This window comes from Rhodococcus coprophilus NBRC 100603, from assembly GCF_001895045.1.
In the GTDB taxonomy this organism is placed as follows: Bacteria; Actinomycetota; Actinomycetes; order Mycobacteriales; family Mycobacteriaceae; genus Rhodococcus; species Rhodococcus coprophilus.
The window spans coordinates 94,238-114,919 of the sequence record NZ_BDAM01000005.1; the positions used below are offsets into that span (position 1 = coordinate 94,238).

The 20,682-nt window shown below is 66.3% G+C and carries 21 protein-coding genes; 9 read left to right on the top strand and 12 right to left on the bottom strand.

What is annotated here, in order from left to right; all coding sequences use genetic code 11:
* Nucleotides 1-3: 3 nt before the first annotated feature.
* Nucleotides 4-1,167: a DNA recombination protein RmuC gene (locus RDCOP1_RS09200; RefSeq protein ID WP_072700361.1), complete on the bottom strand. Its 1,164-nt coding sequence runs from the start codon at nt 1,165-1,167 to the stop codon at nt 4-6.
* Between the two features lie 78 nt (nt 1,168-1,245).
* On the opposite strand from RDCOP1_RS09200, the gene RDCOP1_RS09205 reads away from it, so the two are divergent.
* Both RDCOP1_RS09205 and RDCOP1_RS09210 read left to right on the top strand, forming a co-directional pair.
* Nucleotides 1,246-2,430 (top strand): exonuclease SbcCD subunit D, encoded by a 1,185-nt coding sequence (locus tag RDCOP1_RS09205; protein WP_072699829.1) that lies wholly within the window; start codon nt 1,246-1,248, stop codon nt 2,428-2,430.
* Nucleotides 2,427-5,405, top strand: coding sequence for an AAA family ATPase (locus RDCOP1_RS09210; protein WP_072699830.1), 2,979 nt, complete (start codon nt 2,427-2,429; stop codon nt 5,403-5,405). The genes RDCOP1_RS09205 and RDCOP1_RS09210 overlap by 4 nt, the downstream gene beginning before the upstream one ends.
* A 21-nt stretch (nt 5,406-5,426) precedes the next feature.
* On the opposite strand, the gene RDCOP1_RS09215 is transcribed toward RDCOP1_RS09210, so the two are convergent.
* Entirely contained in the window at nt 5,427-6,560 is a 1,134-nt protein-coding gene (locus RDCOP1_RS09215) for an AI-2E family transporter (protein ID WP_231923042.1), read from the bottom strand.
* A 231-nt stretch (nt 6,561-6,791) separates the two neighbouring features.
* Between RDCOP1_RS09215 and RDCOP1_RS09220 the strand changes: the two genes are divergently transcribed.
* Both RDCOP1_RS09220 and ychF read left to right on the top strand, forming a co-directional pair.
* On the top strand, nt 6,792-7,262 hold the full coding sequence (locus tag RDCOP1_RS09220; RefSeq protein WP_307718192.1) for a hypothetical protein: 471 nt from the start codon (nt 6,792-6,794) through the stop codon (nt 7,260-7,262).
* 36 nt (nt 7,263-7,298) lie between these two features.
* The gene (gene ychF / locus RDCOP1_RS09225) at nt 7,299-8,378 is read left to right on the top strand and encodes a redox-regulated ATPase YchF (protein ID WP_072699833.1); all 1,080 of its coding nucleotides are present in this window, start codon (nt 7,299-7,301) and stop codon (nt 8,376-8,378) included.
* Between the two features lie 111 nt (nt 8,379-8,489).
* Here the strand turns inward: ychF and RDCOP1_RS09230 are convergent, their stop codons facing one another.
* The 3 genes from RDCOP1_RS09230 to RDCOP1_RS22040 all read right to left on the bottom strand — a co-directional run bounded on the left by RDCOP1_RS09230 (nt 8,490) and on the right by RDCOP1_RS22040 (nt 10,699).
* Nucleotides 8,490-8,750, bottom strand: coding sequence for a hypothetical protein (locus RDCOP1_RS09230; protein WP_169848865.1), 261 nt, complete (start codon nt 8,748-8,750; stop codon nt 8,490-8,492).
* A gap of 117 nt (nt 8,751-8,867) precedes the next feature.
* Entirely contained in the window at nt 8,868-9,137 is a 270-nt protein-coding gene (locus RDCOP1_RS09235; RefSeq protein ID WP_072699835.1) for a hypothetical protein, read from the bottom strand.
* Nucleotides 9,131-10,699 (bottom strand): alpha/beta fold hydrolase, encoded by a 1,569-nt coding sequence (locus RDCOP1_RS22040; RefSeq protein ID WP_084722525.1) that lies wholly within the window; start codon nt 10,697-10,699, stop codon nt 9,131-9,133. The genes RDCOP1_RS09235 and RDCOP1_RS22040 overlap by 7 nt, the downstream gene beginning before the upstream one ends.
* 455 nt (nt 10,700-11,154) lie before the next feature.
* Between RDCOP1_RS22040 and RDCOP1_RS09245 the strand changes: the two genes are divergently transcribed.
* On the top strand, nt 11,155-11,508 hold the full coding sequence (locus tag RDCOP1_RS09245) for a DUF1801 domain-containing protein (protein ID WP_072699837.1): 354 nt from the start codon (nt 11,155-11,157) through the stop codon (nt 11,506-11,508).
* A gap of 383 nt (nt 11,509-11,891) precedes the next feature.
* Here the strand turns inward: RDCOP1_RS09245 and RDCOP1_RS09250 are convergent, their stop codons facing one another.
* From RDCOP1_RS09250 to RDCOP1_RS09260, 3 genes are all read right to left on the bottom strand, one after another.
* Nucleotides 11,892-12,488, bottom strand: coding sequence for a YdhK family protein (locus RDCOP1_RS09250; RefSeq protein ID WP_072699838.1), 597 nt, complete (start codon nt 12,486-12,488; stop codon nt 11,892-11,894).
* 429 nt (nt 12,489-12,917) lie between these two features.
* A complete protein-coding gene (locus tag RDCOP1_RS09255; protein WP_072700363.1) occupies nt 12,918-13,871 on the bottom strand; it encodes a pseudouridine synthase in 954 nt (317 codons plus the stop codon).
* Between the two features lie 62 nt (nt 13,872-13,933).
* Entirely contained in the window at nt 13,934-14,722 is a 789-nt protein-coding gene (locus RDCOP1_RS09260; protein ID WP_072699839.1) for an alpha/beta fold hydrolase, read from the bottom strand.
* 205 nt (nt 14,723-14,927) lie between these two features.
* Here RDCOP1_RS09260 and RDCOP1_RS09265 point away from each other — a divergent pair, with 205 nt between their 5' ends.
* Nucleotides 14,928-16,193 (top strand): alpha/beta hydrolase, encoded by a 1,266-nt coding sequence (locus RDCOP1_RS09265; RefSeq protein WP_072699840.1) that lies wholly within the window; start codon nt 14,928-14,930, stop codon nt 16,191-16,193.
* A gap of 133 nt (nt 16,194-16,326) precedes the next feature.
* Here RDCOP1_RS09265 and RDCOP1_RS09270 read toward each other — a convergent pair whose 3' ends face one another.
* Together RDCOP1_RS09270 and RDCOP1_RS09275 are read right to left on the bottom strand one after the other, a co-directional pair.
* Entirely contained in the window at nt 16,327-16,599 is a 273-nt protein-coding gene (locus RDCOP1_RS09270; RefSeq protein WP_072699841.1) for a hypothetical protein, read from the bottom strand.
* Between the two features lie 49 nt (nt 16,600-16,648).
* On the bottom strand, nt 16,649-17,545 hold the full coding sequence (locus RDCOP1_RS09275) for an Rv1352/Rv1906c domain-containing protein (protein WP_143152188.1): 897 nt from the start codon (nt 17,543-17,545) through the stop codon (nt 16,649-16,651).
* Nucleotides 17,546-17,633: 88 nt separating this feature from the next.
* Here RDCOP1_RS09275 and RDCOP1_RS22005 point away from each other — a divergent pair, with 88 nt between their 5' ends.
* A complete protein-coding gene (locus RDCOP1_RS22005) occupies nt 17,634-17,837 on the top strand; it encodes a malate:quinone oxidoreductase (RefSeq protein ID WP_363742071.1) in 204 nt (67 codons plus the stop codon).
* A gap of 34 nt (nt 17,838-17,871) precedes the next feature.
* Nucleotides 17,872-18,126 (top strand): malate:quinone oxidoreductase, encoded by a 255-nt coding sequence (locus RDCOP1_RS21305; protein WP_371836814.1) that lies wholly within the window; start codon nt 17,872-17,874, stop codon nt 18,124-18,126.
* Nucleotides 18,127-18,138: 12 nt separating this feature from the next.
* Here RDCOP1_RS21305 and RDCOP1_RS09290 read toward each other — a convergent pair whose 3' ends face one another.
* Both RDCOP1_RS09290 and RDCOP1_RS09295 read right to left on the bottom strand, forming a co-directional pair.
* Nucleotides 18,139-18,663 carry a CarD family transcriptional regulator gene (locus RDCOP1_RS09290; RefSeq protein ID WP_072700365.1) on the bottom strand — a complete coding sequence of 175 codons (525 nt, stop codon included), beginning with the start codon at nt 18,661-18,663 and terminating at the stop codon, nt 18,139-18,141.
* Nucleotides 18,664-18,884: 221 nt separating this feature from the next.
* A complete protein-coding gene (locus RDCOP1_RS09295) occupies nt 18,885-19,439 on the bottom strand; it encodes a TetR/AcrR family transcriptional regulator (protein ID WP_072700367.1) in 555 nt (184 codons plus the stop codon).
* Between the two features lie 150 nt (nt 19,440-19,589).
* On the opposite strand from RDCOP1_RS09295, the gene RDCOP1_RS09300 reads away from it, so the two are divergent.
* Nucleotides 19,590-20,639, top strand: a complete 1,050-nt coding sequence (locus tag RDCOP1_RS09300; protein WP_072699844.1) for a hypothetical protein — start codon at nt 19,590-19,592, stop codon at nt 20,637-20,639.
* Nucleotides 20,640-20,682: the final 43 nt, after the last annotated feature.

Genomic DNA, 20,682 nt, shown 5'->3' on the forward strand with positions numbered 1-20,682 from the left:
GCGTCAGCTTGCTTCGTCGACAGGACCGTCGGATTCCGTTCTGCCCGGTTGCGTGCTCCGCCGAGGCCATGCCTCGACGCGTCGCACCTCGGGGACCTCGCCGTCGAAAAGCTCCAGGTCGTGCAGTTTGCGGGCCGTCACGCCCACCCTCGTCTCCATCGACGACACGGTGACGTTGAACGTCTCGACCGCCTTACCCAGCTGCGAGCCGAGGCGGTCGAGATGCGAACCGACCGCGCCGAGCCGCTGATACAGCTCGCGGCCGAGCCGGTGGATCGTCGCAGCGTCGCGGGAGAGCGCTTCCTGCCTCCAGGTGTGCGCGATGGTGCGCAGGAGCGCCACGAGCGTCGTGGGGGTCGCGAGGATGACATTCCTCGCGAAGGCGTACTCGAGCAGATCCGCGTCTGCGCCCAGCGCGGCGTCGAGGAACGGGTCGCCGGGGACGAACAGCACCACGAACTCCGGGGTCGGGTCGAACGACTCCCAGTACGCCTTGGCGGACAGCTGGTCGATGTGGGTGCGTAGCTGCCGTGCGTGACGGGTCAGATATCCGGTGCGCTCGGCAGGATCATCGGCTTCGGCGGCATCGAGGTAGGCGGCGAACGGCACCTTCGCGTCGACGACGATCTGCTTGCCGCCCGCCAGGTAGACGACGAGGTCGGGGCGGACCCCGTCCTTGCCGACCTGGGTGTCGAAGTCGCAGTGCCGGACCATTCCGGCGAGCTCCACGACGCGCTCGAGCTGGATCTCACCCCACCGTCCGCGGACCTGCGGTGCACGCAGTGCCGTGACGAGCTGCTGCGTCCGGGTGGAGAGCAACTGCGACACCCGGTGCATCCCTTCCACCTGTTCGCTGAGTCCCGCATACGCGTGCACCCGGCTGCGCTCGACCTGCTCGACCTGCCTGGCCAGGGCACCGACCGCGTCCTGCAGCGGATCGACCAACCGCGAGACCTGATCGCCGATCGCACCCGACTGGCGGCGGGCAGCGTCCTCGCTCACCGCTGCGAGCGACTGCCGCAGCTGCGCTTCGTTGCCGCGCAACGCGGCCAGTTCGGCCTCGGCCCGGGCCGCACGGTCACCGTCGCGCGACGCGCGGGCGAGCCACCCGACGACCGCACCGAGAACGAGGGCGACGAGCAGTCCGAGCGCCGTGAGTGCAGTCATGTGGCGCATGATGCCCGACTCGTCCGACACCCGCCCGCAACCCGGCCGTGTCGGAACGCTCCTCTACCGTCGGTGTCCATGCGGATCCTGCACACCTCCGACTGGCACATCGGGCGCACCTTCCACGGTGTCGACCTTCTCGCCGACCAGCGTCGTGCACTCGACGAGATCGCCGGGCTTGTCGCCGCGCAGGACATCGACGTGGTCGTCGTTCCCGGCGACGTCTACGACAGGTCCATTCCGAGTTCCGACGCCGTCGCAGTGTGCAATGCGGGCTTCGAGGCGATCCGCGCGGCGGGCGCGGTCATCGTCGCGACCTCGGGCAACCACGATTCGCCCGTTCGACTCGGAGCCGGAGCAGCGTTCGCCGCACACGGCGGTCTGCATCTGATCACCCGGGTATCGCAGATCGAGCACCCCGTCGTCCTGCACGACGAGCACGGGCCCGTCGCGTTCTACGGCATTCCGTACCTCGAGCCCGAAATCACCCGCGCCGAACTCGGTGTTCCGAAGGCACGTTCACACCAGGAGATCCTGGATGCCGCGATGCATCGGGTGCGGGAAGACGCCGCGCAGAGAGCGGTCCGCACTGTCGTGCTCGCGCACGCGTTCGTCGTCGGTGCCGAGCCCACCGGGTCGGAACGATCCATCTCCGTCGGTGGCGTCGAAACGGTCTCGGCGGCTTCCTTCGCCGGTGCCGACTATGTGGCACTCGGGCATCTGCATTCGCCGCAGACGGTCGCCGAACACGTGCGGTACTCCGGATCGCCGCTGCCGTATTCATTCGGCGAGCGCACCCACGGCAAAGCGGTGTGGGTCGTCGATCTGGGCGAAGCCGGTCTCCGTTCCGTCGACCGGATCGATCTTCCGGTGGTCCGGCCGCTGACCCAGCTCACCGGCACGCTCGACACCCTGCTCGGTGATCCCGCCCACGCCGAGGCGGCCGACCACTATGTATCCGCCACGCTCACCGACCCGGTTCGTCCGCTCGACGCGATGCGCAGGCTCCAGGAACGCTTCCCGTACGCCGTCCACGTCGAGTGGCAGCGACCCGCTACCGCCTCCGAAGGCAGCTACCGAGACAAGGTGCGTGGACGCAGCGACGTACAGATCGCCGAGGCCTTCCTCGCCGACGTACGGTCCGCGCCGTCGCCTCGCGAACTCGGGTGGATCGGCGAGGCTCTGCGCGACGCCGACCGCAAGCAGGGCGTCGGCGAGGCGCTTCCCTCCGCCTTGCACGCATGCACGGATGTGCCCGCATGAGGCTGCACACCCTCGAGGTCACCGCGTTCGGCCCGTTCGCGAACACCGTCGAGATCGACTTCGACGAACTCGGCGCCGACGGGTTGTTCCTGCTCCACGGACAGACGGGGGCGGGCAAGACGTCGATCCTCGACGCGGTGGCCTTCGCCTTGTACGGCACGGTGCCCGGCGCGCGGGCCGACGGCCGCCGCCTGCTCTCCGACCACGCTCCGGCGGGCCTGGCTCCCCGAGTCCGGCTCGAAGCCACCATCTCCGGCCGGCGAATTCTCCTCGAACGCAGCCCCGAATACGAGCGCCCCAAGATGCGGGGCACCGGCACCGTCAAACAGCAGGCCAAAGCCACACTGACCTGGCTCGACGGGGACGGGGTCGACCTGTCCCGGATCCCCGACATCGGCGACGCCGTCAAAGGGCTGCTCGGCATGAGCGCCGAACAGTTCTTCCAGGTGGTGCTTCTGCCCCAGGGCGATTTCGCGAAGTTCCTGCGCGCAGGCAGCGACGAACGCGGCAAGTTGCTCGAGCGTCTGTTCGACACCACCCGCTTCGGAGACGTGGAGCAGTGGTTCCGCGAACGCCGCGGTACCGGCGGCAAACTCCTTGCCGAGCAACAGAAAACCGTCGACCTGCTCGCGGCCAAGGTGGCCGCGGCCGCCGGCATCGAGGCGGGTGCCGACGCTGACCCGGTGGAATGGGCACACCGATTGTCGGCCGACGCCGCGGACACCCGCGATGCCGCCGCCTCGGTCCTCGAACGCGCCCGCGAGGTCGACCGTACGAACCGGCAGGCGCTCGACACCGCCGTGGCGCTGGAACAGAGCCTGCGTCGTCGCACCGACGCTCTGGCAGCACTCGAATCGCTCGACGCGACCGAACCCGTCCGGCAGGAGTTGCGCAGCGAACGTGACGCGGCACAGCGCGCGACATCGGTGTCGATCCTCGATCGTGACGCGGGGAGGGCCGGCACGGACGCAGAGAAGGCGGCCCGTGCCGCGGAAGTCGCCGCGGAACCCCTACGGGCAGACGACGAAGGCCGCAGGCTGCTGGCCGAGATCGGCGACGTCCCCGCCGACACCGACCGCGCGCTGATCCGTTCCCGGTCCGAGCAGTGGTCGGCAGAGGCTGCCCGACTCGACGACCTGCTGCAACAACACCGGCGCCTGACGACCGTCGAGGAAGACCTGGCGCGGGTAGCCGGACGTCGTGGCACCCTCGGCGAAGAGCGTGGGCGTCTGGTTACCGAGCGAACGGCCCTACCCGACCGGCTGACTGCCGCGGTGGCGTCGGTGAGTGCGTCGGAGCAGGCCGCCGCGGCCCTCCCGGGGCTCGTCGCCGCGCGCGATCTCGCTGCGGATTCTTTGGGGGCCGCGACCGAACTCGCTTCGCGCAGCGCCGAACTCGAACGGGCGCAGCAGCAGGTTCTGGAACTGCACTCGGCCTTCAACGACGCCCGCGACACCCATCTCGACATCCGCCGTCGCCGTATCGAGGGGATGGCGGCCGAACTGGCCGCTCGGCTCACCGCCGGCGAACCCTGCGAAGTCTGCGGCGCCACCGAACATCCCGCTCCCGCCGTCCCGGCTCCGGACACCGTCACCAAGGACGACGAGAGCGCCGCACAGTCCGCGGAACAGCGGGCGGAGACAGCCCTCGCCGAGGCACGTACCGTCGCCACCGAGACGACCGGTGCCGTCGCGATGCTGCGCCAGCGCTGCGGCGATATCCCCGTCGACGAACTCGCCCTGCGCCACGCAGAGGCGGTGCGCGCCCACGACGAGGCGAAGAACGAAGCCGCACGACTTGCTCGACGACGCGCCGAAGTCGACGAACTGCACCGTCACGCCACCGATCTCGACGAACGGATTCAGCGGGTGGAATCGGAACTCGCCGACCTGGATCGCCGCCACGCAGTGCTGTCGGCCGAGGCCGCCGAGATCCGGACCCGTATCACCGAGGCCGCCGGCGACGCCGAGTCCCTTGCACCGCGACGGCGCCGTGTCGCGGGGCTCGCCGCAGCGGCGACCGCGCTGCTCGACGCGCGTTCGGCGGCTGCCCATGCCCGGACCGTCGCCGAGCAACGATCCGCCGAGACCGTTGCCGCCGCGGAAGGTGCCGGCTTCGCCGATCTGGTGGCTGCGCGCGCTGCGCTCCGTTCGGCCGAGCGGCTCGACGAGATCGATCGTGTCCTCCGCGCCGCCGACAACGAACGCGCAGTCGCGACGGCCACTCTCGCCGAACCTGCGATAGCCGTGCTCACCGGAGACGAACAGCCCGACGTGCCCGGCGCCAGGGCGACGGTTGCCGCGGGCGCTGCCGCGCTCGACCAGGCACACGCGGCCGCGACCGAGTCGGCGCGGCGGGCGCTCGACATCGACGCGTTCACGTCCCGGCTCGAGCAGGCGTACGCGAAGCTCGTCCCTCTGCGCGACGAGCAGGCCGAACTCGCCGACCTCGCGGATGTCGTCGCGGGCGGCGGGTCCAACGCCAAGAAGATGTCGCTGCGGTCGTATGTTCTCGCCGCCCGGCTCGAGGAGGTCGCCGAAGCGGCGTCCGAGCGGCTGCGCCGGATGTCCGGTGGCCGATACGAGTTCGTGCACTCCGACGCGGCGGAGACCCGGGGCCGGCGGGGTGGCCTGGGACTCGACATCCACGACGAATACACCGGCGTCGTTCGTTCGACGAAGACCCTCTCCGGGGGCGAGTCCTTCCAAGCATCACTGGCGCTGGCGTTGGGCCTGGCCGACGTCGTGGCGGCGGAAGCCGGGGGCCTGGTGCTCGACACGATGTTCATCGACGAGGGTTTCGGCACCCTCGACGCGGACTCTCTCGACGCGGTGATGGGAGTGCTCGACGAGTTGCGCGCAGGCGGCCGTGTGGTCGGGGTGGTCAGCCACGTGGACGAGATGCGGCAGCGGATCCCGAGCCGGCTCCACGTCATCCGTGGCCGGTCGGGATCCACTGTTCAGGTCGCTAGCTGACCCCCACGAGTTCCGCGGGTTTCAGTCCTGGTCCGGGTCGGGCGTCTTGTCGGTGGATGCATTCGGATCGGGGAACGCCGTGTCGCCGGGGGCCGGCAGCGCCATCGTCACGTCGTCCTGCTCCCCGTCGACTGCCCGCTTGTCGATCTGTTCGCCGATGTAGCGGATCACGACGGCCGAGACGGCAGCCACCGGCACCGCCAGGAACGCTCCGACGATGCCGAACAGCGACGATCCGGCGGTGACCGCGAGCAGCACCACAGCCGCGTGCAGGTTCATGCTCCGCGACTGGAGCACGGGCTGCAGGACGTTGCCCTCTATCTGCTGCACGGCGATGATCAGCGCCAGCACGATGAGGGCAGTGGTGAACCCGTTGGCGACGAGCGCAACCAGCACCGCAAGCGCGCCGGCGACGAACGCGCCGACGATGGGGACGAATCCGCCGATGAAGGTGAGGATCGCCAGCACCGGCGCGAGCGGTACTCCGAGGATCACCAGGCCGATGCCGATGAAGACCGCGTCTATGAGGCTCACAACAGCCTGCGTGCGAATGAATCCTCCGAGGGTGACCCACATCCGTGTGAACACCTCTTCGAGGTGCGCGCCGGCGTTGGTGCCGCTCACCCGATGCAGCCAGGGAAGGAAACGCGGTCCGTCCTTGATGAAGAAGAACGAGAGCACGAGCACGAGTCCGAGTGTCACGAGAAGCGACCCGGCGGTCGTCACACCGGAGAACACACCGCCCGCGATGGATGCGGCACTGCCCTGCACGCGTTCGACGACAGCGTCCACCGCGTTGTCGAGCTGCTCGTCCTGCAGGTTGATCGGCGGACCCTTGACCCAGTCCTGAACCGTGTTGATGCCTTCGGTGGCCTTGTTGGCGAGGTCGGGCACCTGGTTGACGACCGAGGGCACGATGCCGGCGATGATCCCGCCCACGATCGCGAAGAACAGAACGAGGGTGATCGACGCGGCGGGTGCGGGTGGAAGCCCACGTTTCGTCATCGCCCGGGTCGGCGGCCAGAGGATGGTCGAGACGACGATCGCCAAGGCGACCGGCAGAACGATCACCCACATCTTCTGGATGATCCAGCCCAGCACAAGGGCGCCCGCGGCTATCACGACCAGGATTGCGGACCACTTTGCGAGCCACATTCCGCCGACACCGATGAGCGTGCCGCGGTCGGGTTTCTTCGACGACGCCGGGGAGGGGTTCGTCCCCCAAGGGCTGGATTTCGATTCGGTCAACGCTGGTCCTTCCGACATGTCAGTACGAGTCGACGTGCCCGACGTCCGTAATCTACGGCGACCATGCCCGGAAGCGGAGGATGAACGGGTTGTCGGATTTGCCCGTCCCGGAGTCCCCTTTCGTGGCACGCTCGAAACGTGACGTATGGAACGGGCATGTCCCGGAGAACGCGGGTCGCGATAATGCTGGTCGCCGTGGGTGCCGGCGTCCTCACCGCGTGCAGCGCGGAGGACGCACCGACGGAAGACGGGGTGCGCTCGTCCGTGAGCGAAGCGGCGACGAACGTGCAGGACCAGGCTGGTGGCGTCGCGTCGTCCGTACGGGACGCCGCGTCCGACGCCGCCGGCAAAGCGGGTGAAGTGTTCGACGACGCCAAGATGAGTGCGTTCGTGGGAGCCTTCCGCGCCGGGTATCCGCAGCTTGCCGAAGATCGGGAGACCTCGTCGATCGAGACCATCGTCACCGAGACGTGCCCCTTGATCGACGGAGATGCGAGCGACCAGGAAATCAACGAGAAGGTCGGCGAACTCGCGGCGAACGGGTCGTCCGTTCCCGACGACGAGCAGGCCGCACGGATCGCGCAACTGGTGCGGATAGCGTGCGGATGAGGGGCCCGCGCGGGGTCTGCGTAGAATATTGAACCCGTGAGCCTTACCCTCGGAATCGTCGGTCTTCCCAACGTCGGCAAGTCGACGCTTTTCAACGCGCTGACCAAGAACGACGTGCTGGCCGCGAACTATCCGTTCGCCACCATCGAGCCGAATGTCGGTGTGGTCGAACTGCCCGATCCGCGACTCCACCGCCTGGCAGAGATCTTCGGATCTCAGCGGATCCTGCCCGCGACCGTGTCCTTCGTCGACATCGCCGGCATCGTCAAGGGTGCTTCCGAGGGCGCAGGCCTGGGCAACAAGTTCCTCGCCAACATCCGTGAGGCCGACGCCATCTGCCAGGTCGTCCGCGTGTTCGCCGACGACGACGTGATCCACGTCGACGGCCGCGTCGACCCGCTCGCCGACATCGAGATCATCGAGACCGAACTGATCCTCGCCGACATCCAGACTCTCGAAAAGGCGCTCCCGCGTCTCGAGAAGGAGGCGAAGAAGAACAAGGATCTCAAGCCGCAGTACGAGGAAGCCGTCAAGGCGCAGGCCGTCCTCAACGAGGGCGCGACGCTGTTCTCGAAGAAGGACACCCTCGACTACACGCTGCTGCGTGAGCTCAACCTCATGACCACCAAGCCATTCCTGTACGTCTTCAATGCCGACGAGACGGTGCTCACCGACGACGCGAAGAAGCAGGAACTGCGCGAGGCGGTCGCGCCCGCCGACTGCGTGTTCCTCGACGCCAAGGTCGAGTCCGAGTTGATCGAACTCGAGCCGGAAGAAGCTCAGGAACTGCTCGACTCGATCGGTCAGGACGAGCCGGGCCTCGCATCCCTCGCGCGGGTCGGCTTCCACACCCTCGGCCTCCAGACCTACCTCACGGCAGGTCCGAAGGAAGCGCGTGCGTGGACCATCCACCAGGGCGACACCGCGCCGCAGGCCGCCGGTGTCATCCACTCCGACTTCGAGCGCGGATTCATCAAGGCCGAGATCGTCTCGTTCGACGACCTCGACGCCGCCGGTTCCATGGCCGAAGCCAAAGCCCGGGGCAAAGTCCGGATGGAAGGCAAGGACTACGTCATGGCCGACGGCGATGTCGTGGAGTTCCGCTTCAACGTCTAGATAATGCGGTGTCTGCTCAGCCGAACCGCCACCGCTTCGTCGTAGAGGTCCGTGAGGTCGTCTGCGTGCGAGAAGTGATCGACCGAGTCTGTAAAGACGGTGAAGGCGCACTCAGGTTGCGGTCTTTTCGGTTGCCGGGAAGACCTTGGCGATCATCACGTTTCCGACGACGCCGACCGCAATCATGGCGATGCCGACGGAGTCCGGCAGAGTCGGTGACTCAGCCGAAGATTCTGGCGACCAGAACGAACGTCGGGATCCAGCGTGGATTGCGATTCCTCGCCGCGTGCCCAGCCGCAGGGTCAACAGGGTCAGACCGAGCGCGAAACAGACAGCTTCCTCGAATCGGCCCGGTGACGACAGCACCGACATGAGAATCCACGGCGCGATACCGGGCAATGGTGATGCGAGGTATCCGTCGAGGAACTTCGTCGTGGGAGTGAGCCTATTTCGCCGCCGATCGGTGTGCGTCCCGGATTCGGTCGGGACTCACCCGACGGACGAGTCGGCGCGCCTCTTCCACCACAACCAGACGGCGGTCACGATGATCGCGCCGGCCAACGAGCCGATGATGCCGCTGGGGCGAAGGTCGAGGCCGTCCCCGGCGAGCAGGCTGATCAGCAGGCCGCCGACGAACGAGCCGCCGACTCCGGCGACGAAAGCCAGGGTCCAGTCGATTCCGGACTTCGATTTGCCCATGACGAGCTGGGCGACGGCGCCGACGATCAATCCGAACAGGATAATCCCGATGATCAGCATGTCGGGAGTATAGGCAGCAGCTCTCGCGAGGATCCCTGATTGCGGAGACCTGTTTGCCCAAGCCCTGTTGTGCCGACGCGGCGGGTACGCGGTGGTACCCGCCCCGGGGGGATCGTTCTCAGCTCGCGGGCCGACGCAGCGCCGCCCAGGTCGATGAAGCAGCGCATCTGGGTCCGGCTGCTGGTCGACCAGAGACCAACGCCGCAGGGCTGCCGAAGAACTCGGCAATACGCGTCAGACGCTGTACCGCCGCGTATCACCCACGGGCGAGTCGAGGCCAGACGGAAGAAGCTGTTGAAGGACGCACGAGCGAGGTGACTTCTGCGGCAACGGGACGTCAGCGCGACGGTCTCGTCGTCGCCCGGACAGCAACGGTCAGCACTGTCCCGACGAGCCTCGAGGCCCCCTTGCGAGGCAACGCTGCAATTCGGTTCGCCATCATGGGCAGCCGAGTCGACCCCCCCGCGAAGTGTCGCGTGGATGACGTCCAGCAAGGCGAGCTGATGAGTGTCGAGCGCACTGTGCCCGGAGTTCGCGAGAGGAACCAGCACACCCTGCGGTGCCAACTCGACGATCCGTTCGGCGACCGGTCGAGGCGTACGGAGGTCCCGATCGCCCGAGACCACGACAGTGGGCCACCGATAGTTGGGCAGCTCTGCGGGCAGGTCGAGTGGTTCCCCGGTGTAGTCAGGCTGTCGGACCGCTGCTTCGGCAAACGTCAGTTGCGGGTCGAGAGGTCCGCCGTCCGGGGGTAGCCCGTAGCCGAGCTGGCCGTAAGCGATCCCTGCGACGGGGGCCGGTTCCATATAGAACGGGGTGCCCGCGCCCTCCAACTCGCCGGTGCTCAGGTGGGTGAGACTGCTCCAGAGCCGTCCCAGTCGGCCACGCAGTCGCGCTCGGAGAAGCCGTTCGAGGATTTCAGGACCGGCGAACTCGTATACCACCTGCACGACTTGACCAAGAGCGCGCATCGGCTCACCTGCGTCGGCCAGGTGTCGCACGAGTTCGGCGACGCGGCCGTGTGCGGGCGAGTCGCCCTCCCAAAGGACACTGCGTCGATGTGCGCGCACTGCCGCCAGGTCTCCCGTCACGGAGAGCATCGGGGAATCCAGAACGAGAGATTCCACTCGGTCCGGATGGCGTACCGCTACGGCCTGGGCCAGATAGGAACCATAGGAGGATCCGACGATGACGGCTTTCTTTGCTCCCACGTCATCGAGAACTGCGACAACATCGTCCGCCGCTGATTCGATGGTGACCGATTCGCGCGGAAGGGCGGCGCCGTCTTGGGTGCGACCGGACAAGCCGACACCGCGGTGCTCGACCATGAGCAGATCGAGGTTTCGGCGGGCGGCGAGTTTCCGGAAGGACCGGTACGGCACGACTGAGGCAAGACCGGGACCACCCGGCAGGACAAGAGTCGGCAACTGCGTACGCGGACCGGTGCGGACATACGCCAGATTGAAGCGTTCTGAGCTTTCTGGATGGAGTGGCCTCGAGATCGTGCCGCCTTGTCGGCCCACGATTCTGCGGGCCTGCTTCTCCATGCCGGTACGCTCCATAACCCCAGCCTAGGTGCGCGAACAGAGCGGAGGAGCCTCGGAGAGCAAGCGATGCGTTATGACACTGGGGCTGAACGGCTTCGAACGGGCGTGACACCAGCGAATCGTCGTCGAGCAGCTTCTGGAATCAGTGCTGTGACCTTCTGAATCCGACACCTAAGGAATCGGATTCGCTACTGGGCGAAAAGCGGCGTGGTGAAGTGATGTGCGTACTGCTACGCAGTGGTGCCATGCTCCGTGCGTGTGACGGAATCCGTCGTATCGGGGGTATTCGGCAGCATGATCGGTATCCTGATTCCGGTGGCACGCGCCACCGACTGCGCTTCCACGTGACGACCACGTGAATCATCGCGGAGAGGCCTGAGCAGTCAGGACATGTCCGGATGGAGTGCGGCGTATCGATACGCCACCTTCATTTCGCCGATGCCCGGCATCGGCTGACGAGAGGACGTGACATGTTGTCGAAGGACGAGAAAAACCTGACGCAGGTGCTCGACAAGATCTCGAAGATGGAAGAGCCGCGGCGGGCGGTCGTGCAGCGTGTGCACGACATCATCGTGGCCACGGCCCCGACCTTGAAGCCGCGGATCTGGTACGGAATGCCTGCCTACGCGAAAACGGCAGGCACCCCCGCGCTCGTGACGCTGCGCAACGACGAACGCTTGAACCTCGCGATCACGGAGAAGGCTGCGTTCCGACCTGCAGGCGGGGTGGACGGGGCGCTGATGCCCGCCGCGTGGTATTTCGAGACCGTCGACGAGGACACCGAGAAACGCATCGCCGAGATCGTTCGTTCGGTGGTCGAGTGAGCCAGGGTGTGAAGTCTGCTTCCAAACCGAATGTTGCTGGTTGGCATGGCTTCACACGCTGTTCGGGATTCGAGATGCGGTGAGGTTTCCGCTACGGGCCGATATTCAGCTGCGGTTGCAGGTAGATCGAGAGCTGCCTCGTGCAGATGGTAGTTAGCCCACTAGCCGGCGAGGGGACTTGGGTTCTGCACGGCCGGCACTCGTACGCCGACTGGTCTACGTCGACGTTCTGTCGGGCGTTTTGCGGGCACGCCACCGGACGCTTTCGGTCGGGCACAGGTCCGTTGTCCGGAGGCGCGAGCAGGCTCCACCGGCGGGCGGAAGGCGCCCCGGGGCAGTGAGTCTCGGGGCGCTGGAGAAGCTCTTCGGACACTGACGGCCCATCAGCGTACAGGGGTGATCTCGCTTTCGACGACCCACTTGTGGTCTCTCATCTCGATGCCGTCGGCTTGAAGATCGACCATGTAGACGGTTTCGTCGGTGGAACTGTCGATCGTCGCCCGGGCGCCGTCCATGCCGGGCATGTGATCGGCCCGCAGCACCACCTGGGTTCCGTCTGCCAGCGGCGCCGGCCCGGGGTTCTCGAGTTCTTCCTGGACCACCCACCGGTGGTCGACCACGGGACTGCCGCCGGTTGTGGGGGTGTAGCTGACCGAGTAGGTGGTGGTGTCGAACGCTCCGGATATCGTGGCCAGCGCGCCGTCCATGCCGGGCATGTGGTCGGCGGTCAGCACCACCGTCGTGCCCACCGGATACGTCGGGTCGGTCGCGACCCGGAGGCCCTCCGGCAGTGCGCCACCGTCGGATGCGTGGTGGTGGCCGGCAGTGCCACCCGACTCGTGCGAGTTATCGTGGTGTGAACTCCCCGTCCGAGACTCCACGGCACTGTCGCTACCGGTGACGCCTGCAAGACCGACTGCCCCACCGACGACAACTACCAGTCCGACCGCACAGAGCGCGAGCTTGGATTCCGTCTTCATCGGTGCCTCCCTGGTGTTTAGCGGGCTTCCTCGAGGGCGGCGAGAACGTCCGTGTCGGCGACCTCTTCGCGAACCGGTGTATCGCAATGTCTGCAGGTCATTTCGGTCACCCGGTATCGCGGACTGTCATTGCCCCTTCCGTCCATTGTTATACCCACAGTTTTGTACCCACAGTGGGTATCACTGCAATGGTTCGCCGGCGGCCTTGCGTGCGGCGCCCTCGTTTGACACGTGAGGAGGTGCTGTCGAGCCAAAGCCGTATGTCGCGGGGAAGGATCTCGGCCTGAGTGGCCATCGTGTTATGTCTGCCCGGACACAATGAGTATCCCGCGCGATCGCACCAGTGCGAGGAGAAAGGTGCCACGCTCGGGTCCGACCCGAGGAGGTAACGACCAACGGCATTGTTTCCAATCGATCCCGTCGGAGTGCCTACGAAATCGGTGCTTCATCCAAGGTACGTCGCGTGACGAATCGACGCGGTACACCGGTCAGGGGATCTGCGAATTCCACTTCCCGTGCGAGCAATTGGAGCGGCTGCGAATAGTCGTCGGGCGATTCGGGCAACAGCTCGGGATACCAGCGATCGCCCAGAATTCCTGCCCCGAGCGCCGCGAGGTGCACTCGTAACTGGTGCATCCGCCCTGTGAGTGGACGCAGAATCGTGTGCAGCACAGCATGTCCCGAGGCACTTACGCCGGTCCCGCACACATCGATCAGCGTCTCGGCGTTAGGCTCACGAACGTCGTCGACGACGGCTCGAAGCTCTCCACGATGAACCGCGATGTGGTTGCGGTAGAGGACGGGAAGCGAGCGACCTCCGAGAGCCGGTGCGCCGGGTTCCCATTCCGGTGGCTGGGCCGAGACCGCTTCGTAGACCTTCGTGACTTGCCGCTTCTCGAACAACGTTTGGTACGCACCGCGCGTTTCGGGTCGCGCGGAGAACATCACCACACCGGCGGTAGCGCGGTCGAGACGATGGATGGGCGTCAGGTCCGGGATGTCGAGGCGGAGGCGTAGCCGGACGAGTGCGGACTCACGCAGGTACCGGCCACCCGGGGTGGTCGGAAGAAAGTGCGGCTTGTCGATCACGACGAGGTCGTCGTCTATGTGCAGGATCTCCTCGCGAAAGGGAATCGGCTCCTCGGCCGGCAGGTCGCGGTAGTACCAGACGAAAGGATGCGCACCCAGCGCCGTGTGACGGCTGATCGGTTGGCCGTCGCGGTCCACGATTTCACCGGCGTCGAACCGTCGGTGCATCTCGTCGGGGTCGAGGTGATCGAATCTCGCGAGGGTGTACTCGGCGATCGTTTTCCACGGCCCTGAAGTCGGTACTTGCAGCCGCGTCGGTCCCACGCCGTCTCTGACGGGAAGCGGTGAGGGCATCGGCACCTGATAATCATCCCACCGTCGTCCATGTTCACGGCGATGCGGGTCGAGACCCGCCGTCAGGGATTCGGGCGGGTGGCCTCGCCTGAAGCTTCCCTTTCCCCGGTGTCGGCGAATGTGCGGAGGACCTCGGTGAACAAGTCCGGATCCTCGATGTTCCACGGATGGTGCATCCCCGGCGCCACCCACGTCTGCAGTTGCGGGAGCGCTTGCCCGAGGGCAGGGAAGGCGTCGCGCACGGAGCGCTGTTCCTTCTCGCCCGCGACGGCCAATATCGGGCCGGAGTACGCGAAAGGCTCCGCGGGGACGGTGCTTTCGGCGAGCTCGCGGAATATGGTCCGGTTGGTGTCGGGGGAGACGCGGACTGCTGATTCGACGTAAAGGTCCCTCCCGTCGGCCGGAACGCCGAACGCCGCGGCCTGTGCTCGCCAGTACCAACGTTTGCGCCACAACGGGATCTGGGGCGGGATGAGGAAGCGTTCGAGTGACGTCAGCCCGGTGAGCGCAACGCCTGTGATCATGCAACTGCGAACGAGCTGGGGGTGACGATGCACGAGATGAACGGCGACGAACCCGCCGAGTGACAGCCCGACGACGTGCGCGGTTCCGCCGATTGCATGTTCGCGGATGATCTCGGCGATGTCGTCGGCGGCAGCGCGCATCCCCGGCCACCGCAGCCCATAGCGCTCGCCGAGCGCCGGCAGGTCCGGCGTCAGCAGATGACGCTCGGGGAGGCGTTCGATCTGCGGACCCCACATCCAGCCCCCGGCATTGTTGCCGTGGAGCATGACGATGGTTTCCCCGTTTCGTGGGCCGTGTTCCAGGCACCAGTGCACGGATTCGGTCATCGGCGGGGTCCCGTCTCGATTCGCGCGAATACTTCGTCCCTGGGGATCCCGGCTGGTAGGTCCGGGCGCGCTGAGCGCCACTCGCATGGAGGAAGGCTCAGGCGCAGCTTCACGGCGTCACTGTATGGGTCGCACAACGGGCATGTCGAGTGTTGATTCGGAGCACTTCTGTTCGCGCGGCAGTCCGTCGTGGTTGAGTGGGCACATGGCTTCACTCCAGGCGACCGTGCTGAAGAGGGCGGCCCACAAGATCGCCGGTAGCCACGGGCACGAAGTGATGCGACCGGTCGGAGACGGCACCGAGACACAGTTTCCGCTGACCTACGTCCGGACCGGGCCCCGCGGGAAAGTTCCTGTGCTCATGGTGCCCGGCGGACCGGGACTTGCTTCCGTCCTGCCCTATCGCAGTTTGCGCCGTCGAGCAGAGCATGCAGGACTCGACGTCCTGATGATGGAGCATCGCGGCATCGGATTGTCGCGCCGCGATGTGCACGGCAACGAGCTGCCGAGCGAAGCGGTCACGGTCGACCACGTGGTCGAGGATCTCGCCGCGGTCCTCGACGATGCGGGGGTCGAGCGTGTGATCGTCTACGGCTCGTCCTACGGCACGTACCTTGCACAGGGCTTCGGGGTCCGGTATCCGGATCGGGTCGCGGGAATGATCCTCGATTCGCCGATGCTGTCGGTTGCGGATGACATCGAGGGTGCACGCTCGTATCGGCGCGGACTGTTTCTCGAAACGACCGACCCGGATCTGGCGCCGGTGGTCGAAGCCTTGCGTACCGCGCTCGCGTGTGGGGTGCCGGAGCCGGAGATCAACGTGGTCGTGCAGATCGCATACGAGTACGGAGGTCCGGACCTTCTCCGGGAATTTCTCGTCCAGCGGAGCAACGGACGATTGCGGCGCATCTGGAATCGGGTGGCAAACGCCGGCTCGGCCGAGATAGACGGCGGGGGAGCACCGTTCTTCTTCGAACCCGATCTTGTTTCGCGGATTGCCTTCCGGGAGCTCGGATACGGGCTACCGCCCGACGGTGAACTGCTCGACCCGCAAGAGATTTTCGCGGCCGCGGCGACGCGGCACCCGGACTTCGTGGGGGAGCCTTTCGACCTTCCCTCGCAGATCCCGGCATTCTCGTGGCCGACCGCGGTGATCTCCGGTGGCCGCGACCTGCGGACGCCACCTCCGATCGCAGAAAAGATCGTAGATTTGGTACCCGGCGCGGTGCTGGTGTCGATACCCATCATGGGTCACAGTGCCATGGATTCCCACCAGCTCGCGGCGGTGTATGTGACGAAGATGCTGGCGGACAACAGGTCCGAGTCTCCGGCGACGATGGAGCATCACATCGCCGGGTTGCCCCAGCGTGGGGCGGCGAATCTGATGCGGCGAGCGATCACAGGCGCGGTCGTCGTCGGTCGGTGGACGGCCGCGGTGGCGTCCCGGCTTCCGTTTCGCGCTGGGTCCTAGCGGCGTCTGGAGGCTTCGGAGAGAACGCGGTAGCGGCGACGAACCATCGGGCTCACGGTGTCCGGTTCCGGTGGCGGCACGGCCCCGGGTCGGCTGTTCATGGACCTTCCGGGGACCGTGCGCTCGGCCGGGCTCAGGTGTTGCCGAACAACTCTTTCAGAGTGTCCGCGATCCGGACAGGGCAGTCGTCGCGCAACACGAAGTCCACATCGGTACCTGCGAGTTCGACGGAGATCCGCGTGACGGGCGCGGAGTCGTCGCCGATATCGAGGTGGTGAGTGATGCGCGTGAGAACACCGGCCGCGAGGGTCTCGTGGTCCGTGACCGTGTTCTTCAGGTCGACGCGCACGTACTTGCCGATGTGGGAAAGGTTGAGATCTTCGTGCGGGATTTCGTTCTTCGCCATAGGTGAAATCTACGTTACCGGGTAGGGCAACGGGAGGTGGCCGGGAAATCTAGCGCGACCAGTACTGGACCATCGGCTCCTCACCGAGGAGTGCGGAGCCTTCGGTGATGACAAGAGATTCAGGCGAAATGCTGTACTGCACAGCACCGTTGGATACGGTGAAACCGTTTCCGGAGGCGACGGGGTCGTCGATTTCGATCGACGTCCCGTCCGCGACACGCATCCCCTTGTAGTACAGGCGTCCCACCCCCGTTTCGCACACGACGACGAGTGACTCGGCGGTCCGGCCGGCGGCGATCGCGGGGTTGGTGTGGTTGCAGCGCGCCTGGGGGACGCCGACGAAGCCCTGGGCGTCGGTGTCGGCGAGTGTGGGAGCGGACGAGGGAGATTGCGCCGGGGCTGATGCCGTGCCGGGAGCGGGATTGCCGGTCGGAGTCAGCTCGAGTCCCTCGACGCGCAGCGCGACATCGCCGGGCAGGACGGTCAGGTAACTGTTGCCCTGCACGTTGTCGTTGGCGAGCAAGCAGGAGAAATCGCCCGTCAGGCAGGACAGGCGCTCCCAGTAACCGCCGTACGGGCGGGTGGGGCTCACTGCGTATTCGCCGGGCGCGATGTCCACACCGACCTTCAAGATCCCGTCGGTGGGGAGACCCTCTGGTGGGGATGCGGTGGGCTCGGTCGCCGTCGCCGACGCAGACGGGGTGGGAGAGTCTGCGGTGACGGTGACCGTCTGTGCAGGTGAAGCGGGGGCGGCGGCCTCCTCCGGCGCGGAGTCCGAGTTGCGCACGAGCACGACGGCGAGACCGGCCAGTGCCGCGATGATCGCGGCGACGATGACTCCACCCACAACCCAGGGCCACTTCGGGCGCCCGGGCGGACGCTGGGCCGGCTGATCGAACGGGGGAGGTCCGTATCCGTACCCGTCTGGGGGAGGTTGCGTCGACATCCGGATTCCTTCGGTGGGGTGATCTCCTTTCCTGGGTATCGGTGCCTGCGCGGGGTCGTTACGCCCGTGCGCGACGCGACGTGTTCCGATCGATCCTGGGTTCCAGCGGCCACCCGAAAGCAGTTCCTCGTGGAACGACGCCGGAGCCGGCCACGCGGGGTTCTGCGAATTGAATTACATGCCCGATCCCGCTGATGCGTGGCCCGCGCCGTGGGAAGGTGACAGACTGCGTCGCGATCAGGACGGTCGCTGGACGGTGTCGGGGCGTCCATCCTGCCGCCGAGGCTGCTGATTGGTACCCGATCGAGGCCGGTCAGCGTGCACAGTTGATCAAACCGGATCGGCGCAAGGTCGGCGTGCTGACGTTCGGAACCGAAATCGTCACCGGTGCAGACGGATCCATTGCGGGTCTGCTGGGTGCATCACCGGGTGCGTCCGTTGCACCGTCCCTCATGGTCGAGGTCTTGAAAATCTGTTTCCCCGATCGTGTAGATCGCTGGGAGGCGCCGCTTCAGTGGATGATGCCGGGACTGGCGCGCTCCGGAGACACCGACGAGGCACCGTCGGAGAGCCGGGCGTGAAGACTGGTCGGCTCAACCGGCTTCTGCGAGGACCTGTTGTTCGAGAGCCGGTGCGGGTTCCAGAATCGCCGAGTCGAGGAGAGTCTCTGCCTGGTCGTCCGGAATCGACAGGGCCAGGCAGAGTTCGGTGAGAACGGGGCCGCGCGCGGATCGGAGCATCTTCTTTTCGCCGAGAGAGAGGCCGCACCGGTGCTCGCGGCGAGTCAGATCCCGGACGACGCCGGCTGTGACGAGCAGATCACCGAGCCGCAACTTGTCCTGGTGATCCTTGAATCGACGCGACCATCCGTTGTCTTCGACGGGCGTGGGGGCGTGCAGGACGTCGAAAAGTTCCTTCAGTTCTGTGGTGTGGCAGATCTCCCTGAGCCCCAATTCGTCGGCTTTGCCGACCGGCACGTCGATTGTGAGGTCGGACCGGTGTACTGCAAGCCGGAGATAGGACACTTCGGTGTTCCTGATCGTCCGGTCGAAAATCTCGAGGATTGTTGCCGGGCCGTGGTGGGGGTGGACGACGATCTGACCGGTCGAGAACTGCATGGAGACTGCTTTCTTGTGCACGCGGGTGTCGGAATCGACCGTCCGGTGGGTGATTTCTCGACACCGAGACGATTGCCGTGCCACCTGAGGAGAGGTGTAGTGGCGCAGACACGGGGCGCCGCACCCATACGGATGGACGTGCCGGAGCCCGCGAGCCGACACTTCTATTGTCACACCGGTTCGGAGCCTTCCGGCGGGTGAGATCCCTCACCTGTTCGGCGTCAGGGGCGCATACCCGCCAGGAAGATCGAAACCAGTTGTGGCACAAGGTTCGGCGTCGCGGCGCGAATGACTTCGGGTTGCGGGCGAGTGATCATCCCGATTGCGAGGACGAGTTCCAATGCGCCGAGGTCCGATCGGACGAGGCCTTCCGCACGCGCGGCGGCGAGCAGGCGCTCGACACCGTCGAGCGTCCGGATCTGCGAATCCCTGACCGCCCCGGAGATTTCGTCCGCCACGAACTCGGCCAGTGCTGCGGCCAGTGCGCCGAGATCCAGGCCGACGAGTCGATGCACGTACTCGGCCCAGGCGGTTTCCGGAGAGGTGGCGATGGTTCCGAGCGCCTGGTCGGCTGCGTGCTGCATGTCGTCGAGGATGGACAGTGCCACCTCGTCTGCCAGTGCGGTCCTCGAGTCGAAGTTCCGGTAGAGGGTGGCGATCCCTACCCCCGCCGCCTCCGCGATGGTTTCGAGCGCGACGTCGCTGCCCTCGGCTGCGAACAACCGACGTGCTTCCCGGACGATGGCCTGGCGACGTCTCGCAGCATCGGAGCGCATGGTTCCTCTTTCTGTGGTGCCGGTGGTGACTGCACGGAGGTAGTGCGGCTGTTCCATTGGACACCACGGAGATAACCGGAGGAAAAGCATCCGCTACAATCGGAGGAATAGCATCCGGTTAGCCGCCGGTCCCCTGTGAGAGAAGAGCAGATGTCACACCCCAGCACCGATACGCCCGCTCACGACACGGATCCGTCCGCGGCCGGGAGCAAGCGCAAGCCTCACTCGGCGTTCATGCTGCTGGGTATGACCGCTGGTCTCGGCGTGATTCTGGTTCTGCTGCTGATGGTCTTCATCATGCCGTTGCTCAAGAGCGGGGCTCACGACCTGAGTGTCGGTCTGGCCGGGACGCCCGCGGTCGTCGACGACTTCGAGCAGGCCCTCGTGACTGCCGCTCCCGACGCGTATGCGCCTCAGCGGTACGACTCGGAACAGGATCTGCGCGACGCGATCCTCGACCGCGAGATCGTCGGAGGGTTCGTCGTCGAAGACTCCGGAGTGCACGCGCTGGTCACCAGCGCCGGATCGGCCACCATCTCGGGCACTCTCGCCGGCACGGCCAACGCTATCGGCCAAGTGACGGATTCGGCGGTCACCGTGGAGGACGTGGTCCCGCTCCCGCCGTCGGATCCCACGGGAGTCGGAATCGGCGGACTGGCCTTCCCTCTCGTATTCGGCGGTATCGTCCCGGTCGTCGCTTTCCGTAAGATTCTGCCGCGCAGCAACGGCTGGTACCTGGCGGGATTGTTCACTTTCGCCGTCGTCGGCGGGACCATCGTCGCGGCCGTTCTCACCTACGCCTTCGGCAGCGTGGATACAGGATTCTGGGCAGTCGCAGCGTCTGTCGCCATGGGCATCGCAGCACTGGCGTTCCCGCTGGCAGGACTCCAAAAACTGTTCGGGGCCAAGGGTTTCACCATCGGAGCCATGGCGATGATGTTCCTCGGTAACCCGCTTGCCGGGATCTCGACGACGTCCGCGTGGCTACCGACCGGGCTCGGGGCCTTCGGTCAGATCCTTCCCCCGGGCGCGGCCGGGACGCTGGTCCGCTCCGCGGCCTACTTCCAGGGAGCGGGTGGACTCGTGGCGGCGTGCACGCTCGCCGTGTGGATCGTCGTCGGACTCGCGTTGTATGCCGTCGGTATGCGCCGCGCCGGCCTGGGCACGCCGAAGACCGCCGCTCCGGTCCCGGCGACCTGACTCGAAACACTTTGCTCGGTTTTCCGGCCGCGCGTAGCGTCTA

Coding starts and splice junctions, on each gene's coding strand:
- RDCOP1_RS09300 (WP_072699844.1), top strand. CDS start 19,590: ATGTCACACCCCAGCACCGATACGCCCGCTCACGACACGGATCCGTCC.
- RDCOP1_RS09260 (WP_072699839.1), bottom strand. CDS start 14,722: ATGACCGAATCCGTGCACTGGTGCCTGGAACACGGCCCACGAAACGGG.
- RDCOP1_RS09235 (WP_072699835.1), bottom strand. CDS start 9,137: ATGCTGATCATCGGGATTATCCTGTTCGGATTGATCGTCGGCGCCGTC.
- RDCOP1_RS09275 (WP_143152188.1), bottom strand. CDS start 17,545: ATGTCGACGCAACCTCCCCCAGACGGGTACGGATACGGACCTCCCCCG.
- RDCOP1_RS09205 (WP_072699829.1), top strand. CDS start 1,246: ATGCGGATCCTGCACACCTCCGACTGGCACATCGGGCGCACCTTCCAC.
- RDCOP1_RS09255 (WP_072700363.1), bottom strand. CDS start 13,871: ATGCCCTCACCGCTTCCCGTCAGAGACGGCGTGGGACCGACGCGGCTG.
- RDCOP1_RS09270 (WP_072699841.1), bottom strand. CDS start 16,599: ATGGCGAAGAACGAAATCCCGCACGAAGATCTCAACCTTTCCCACATC.
- RDCOP1_RS09250 (WP_072699838.1), bottom strand. CDS start 12,488: ATGAAGACGGAATCCAAGCTCGCGCTCTGTGCGGTCGGACTGGTAGTT.
- RDCOP1_RS09295 (WP_072700367.1), bottom strand. CDS start 19,439: ATGCGCTCCGATGCTGCGAGACGTCGCCAGGCCATCGTCCGGGAAGCA.
- RDCOP1_RS09200 (WP_072700361.1), bottom strand. CDS start 1,167: ATGACTGCACTCACGGCGCTCGGACTGCTCGTCGCCCTCGTTCTCGGT.
- RDCOP1_RS09265 (WP_072699840.1), top strand. CDS start 14,928: ATGGCTTCACTCCAGGCGACCGTGCTGAAGAGGGCGGCCCACAAGATC.
- RDCOP1_RS09215 (WP_231923042.1), bottom strand. CDS start 6,560: ATGTGGCTCGCAAAGTGGTCCGCAATCCTGGTCGTGATAGCCGCGGGC.
- RDCOP1_RS22040 (WP_084722525.1), bottom strand. CDS start 10,699: ATGGAGCGTACCGGCATGGAGAAGCAGGCCCGCAGAATCGTGGGCCGA.
- RDCOP1_RS09230 (WP_169848865.1), bottom strand. CDS start 8,750: ATGTCGGTGCTGTCGTCACCGGGCCGATTCGAGGAAGCTGTCTGTTTC.
- RDCOP1_RS09245 (WP_072699837.1), top strand. CDS start 11,155: ATGTTGTCGAAGGACGAGAAAAACCTGACGCAGGTGCTCGACAAGATC.
- RDCOP1_RS09290 (WP_072700365.1), bottom strand. CDS start 18,663: ATGCAGTTCTCGACCGGTCAGATCGTCGTCCACCCCCACCACGGCCCG.
- RDCOP1_RS09210 (WP_072699830.1), top strand. CDS start 2,427: ATGAGGCTGCACACCCTCGAGGTCACCGCGTTCGGCCCGTTCGCGAAC.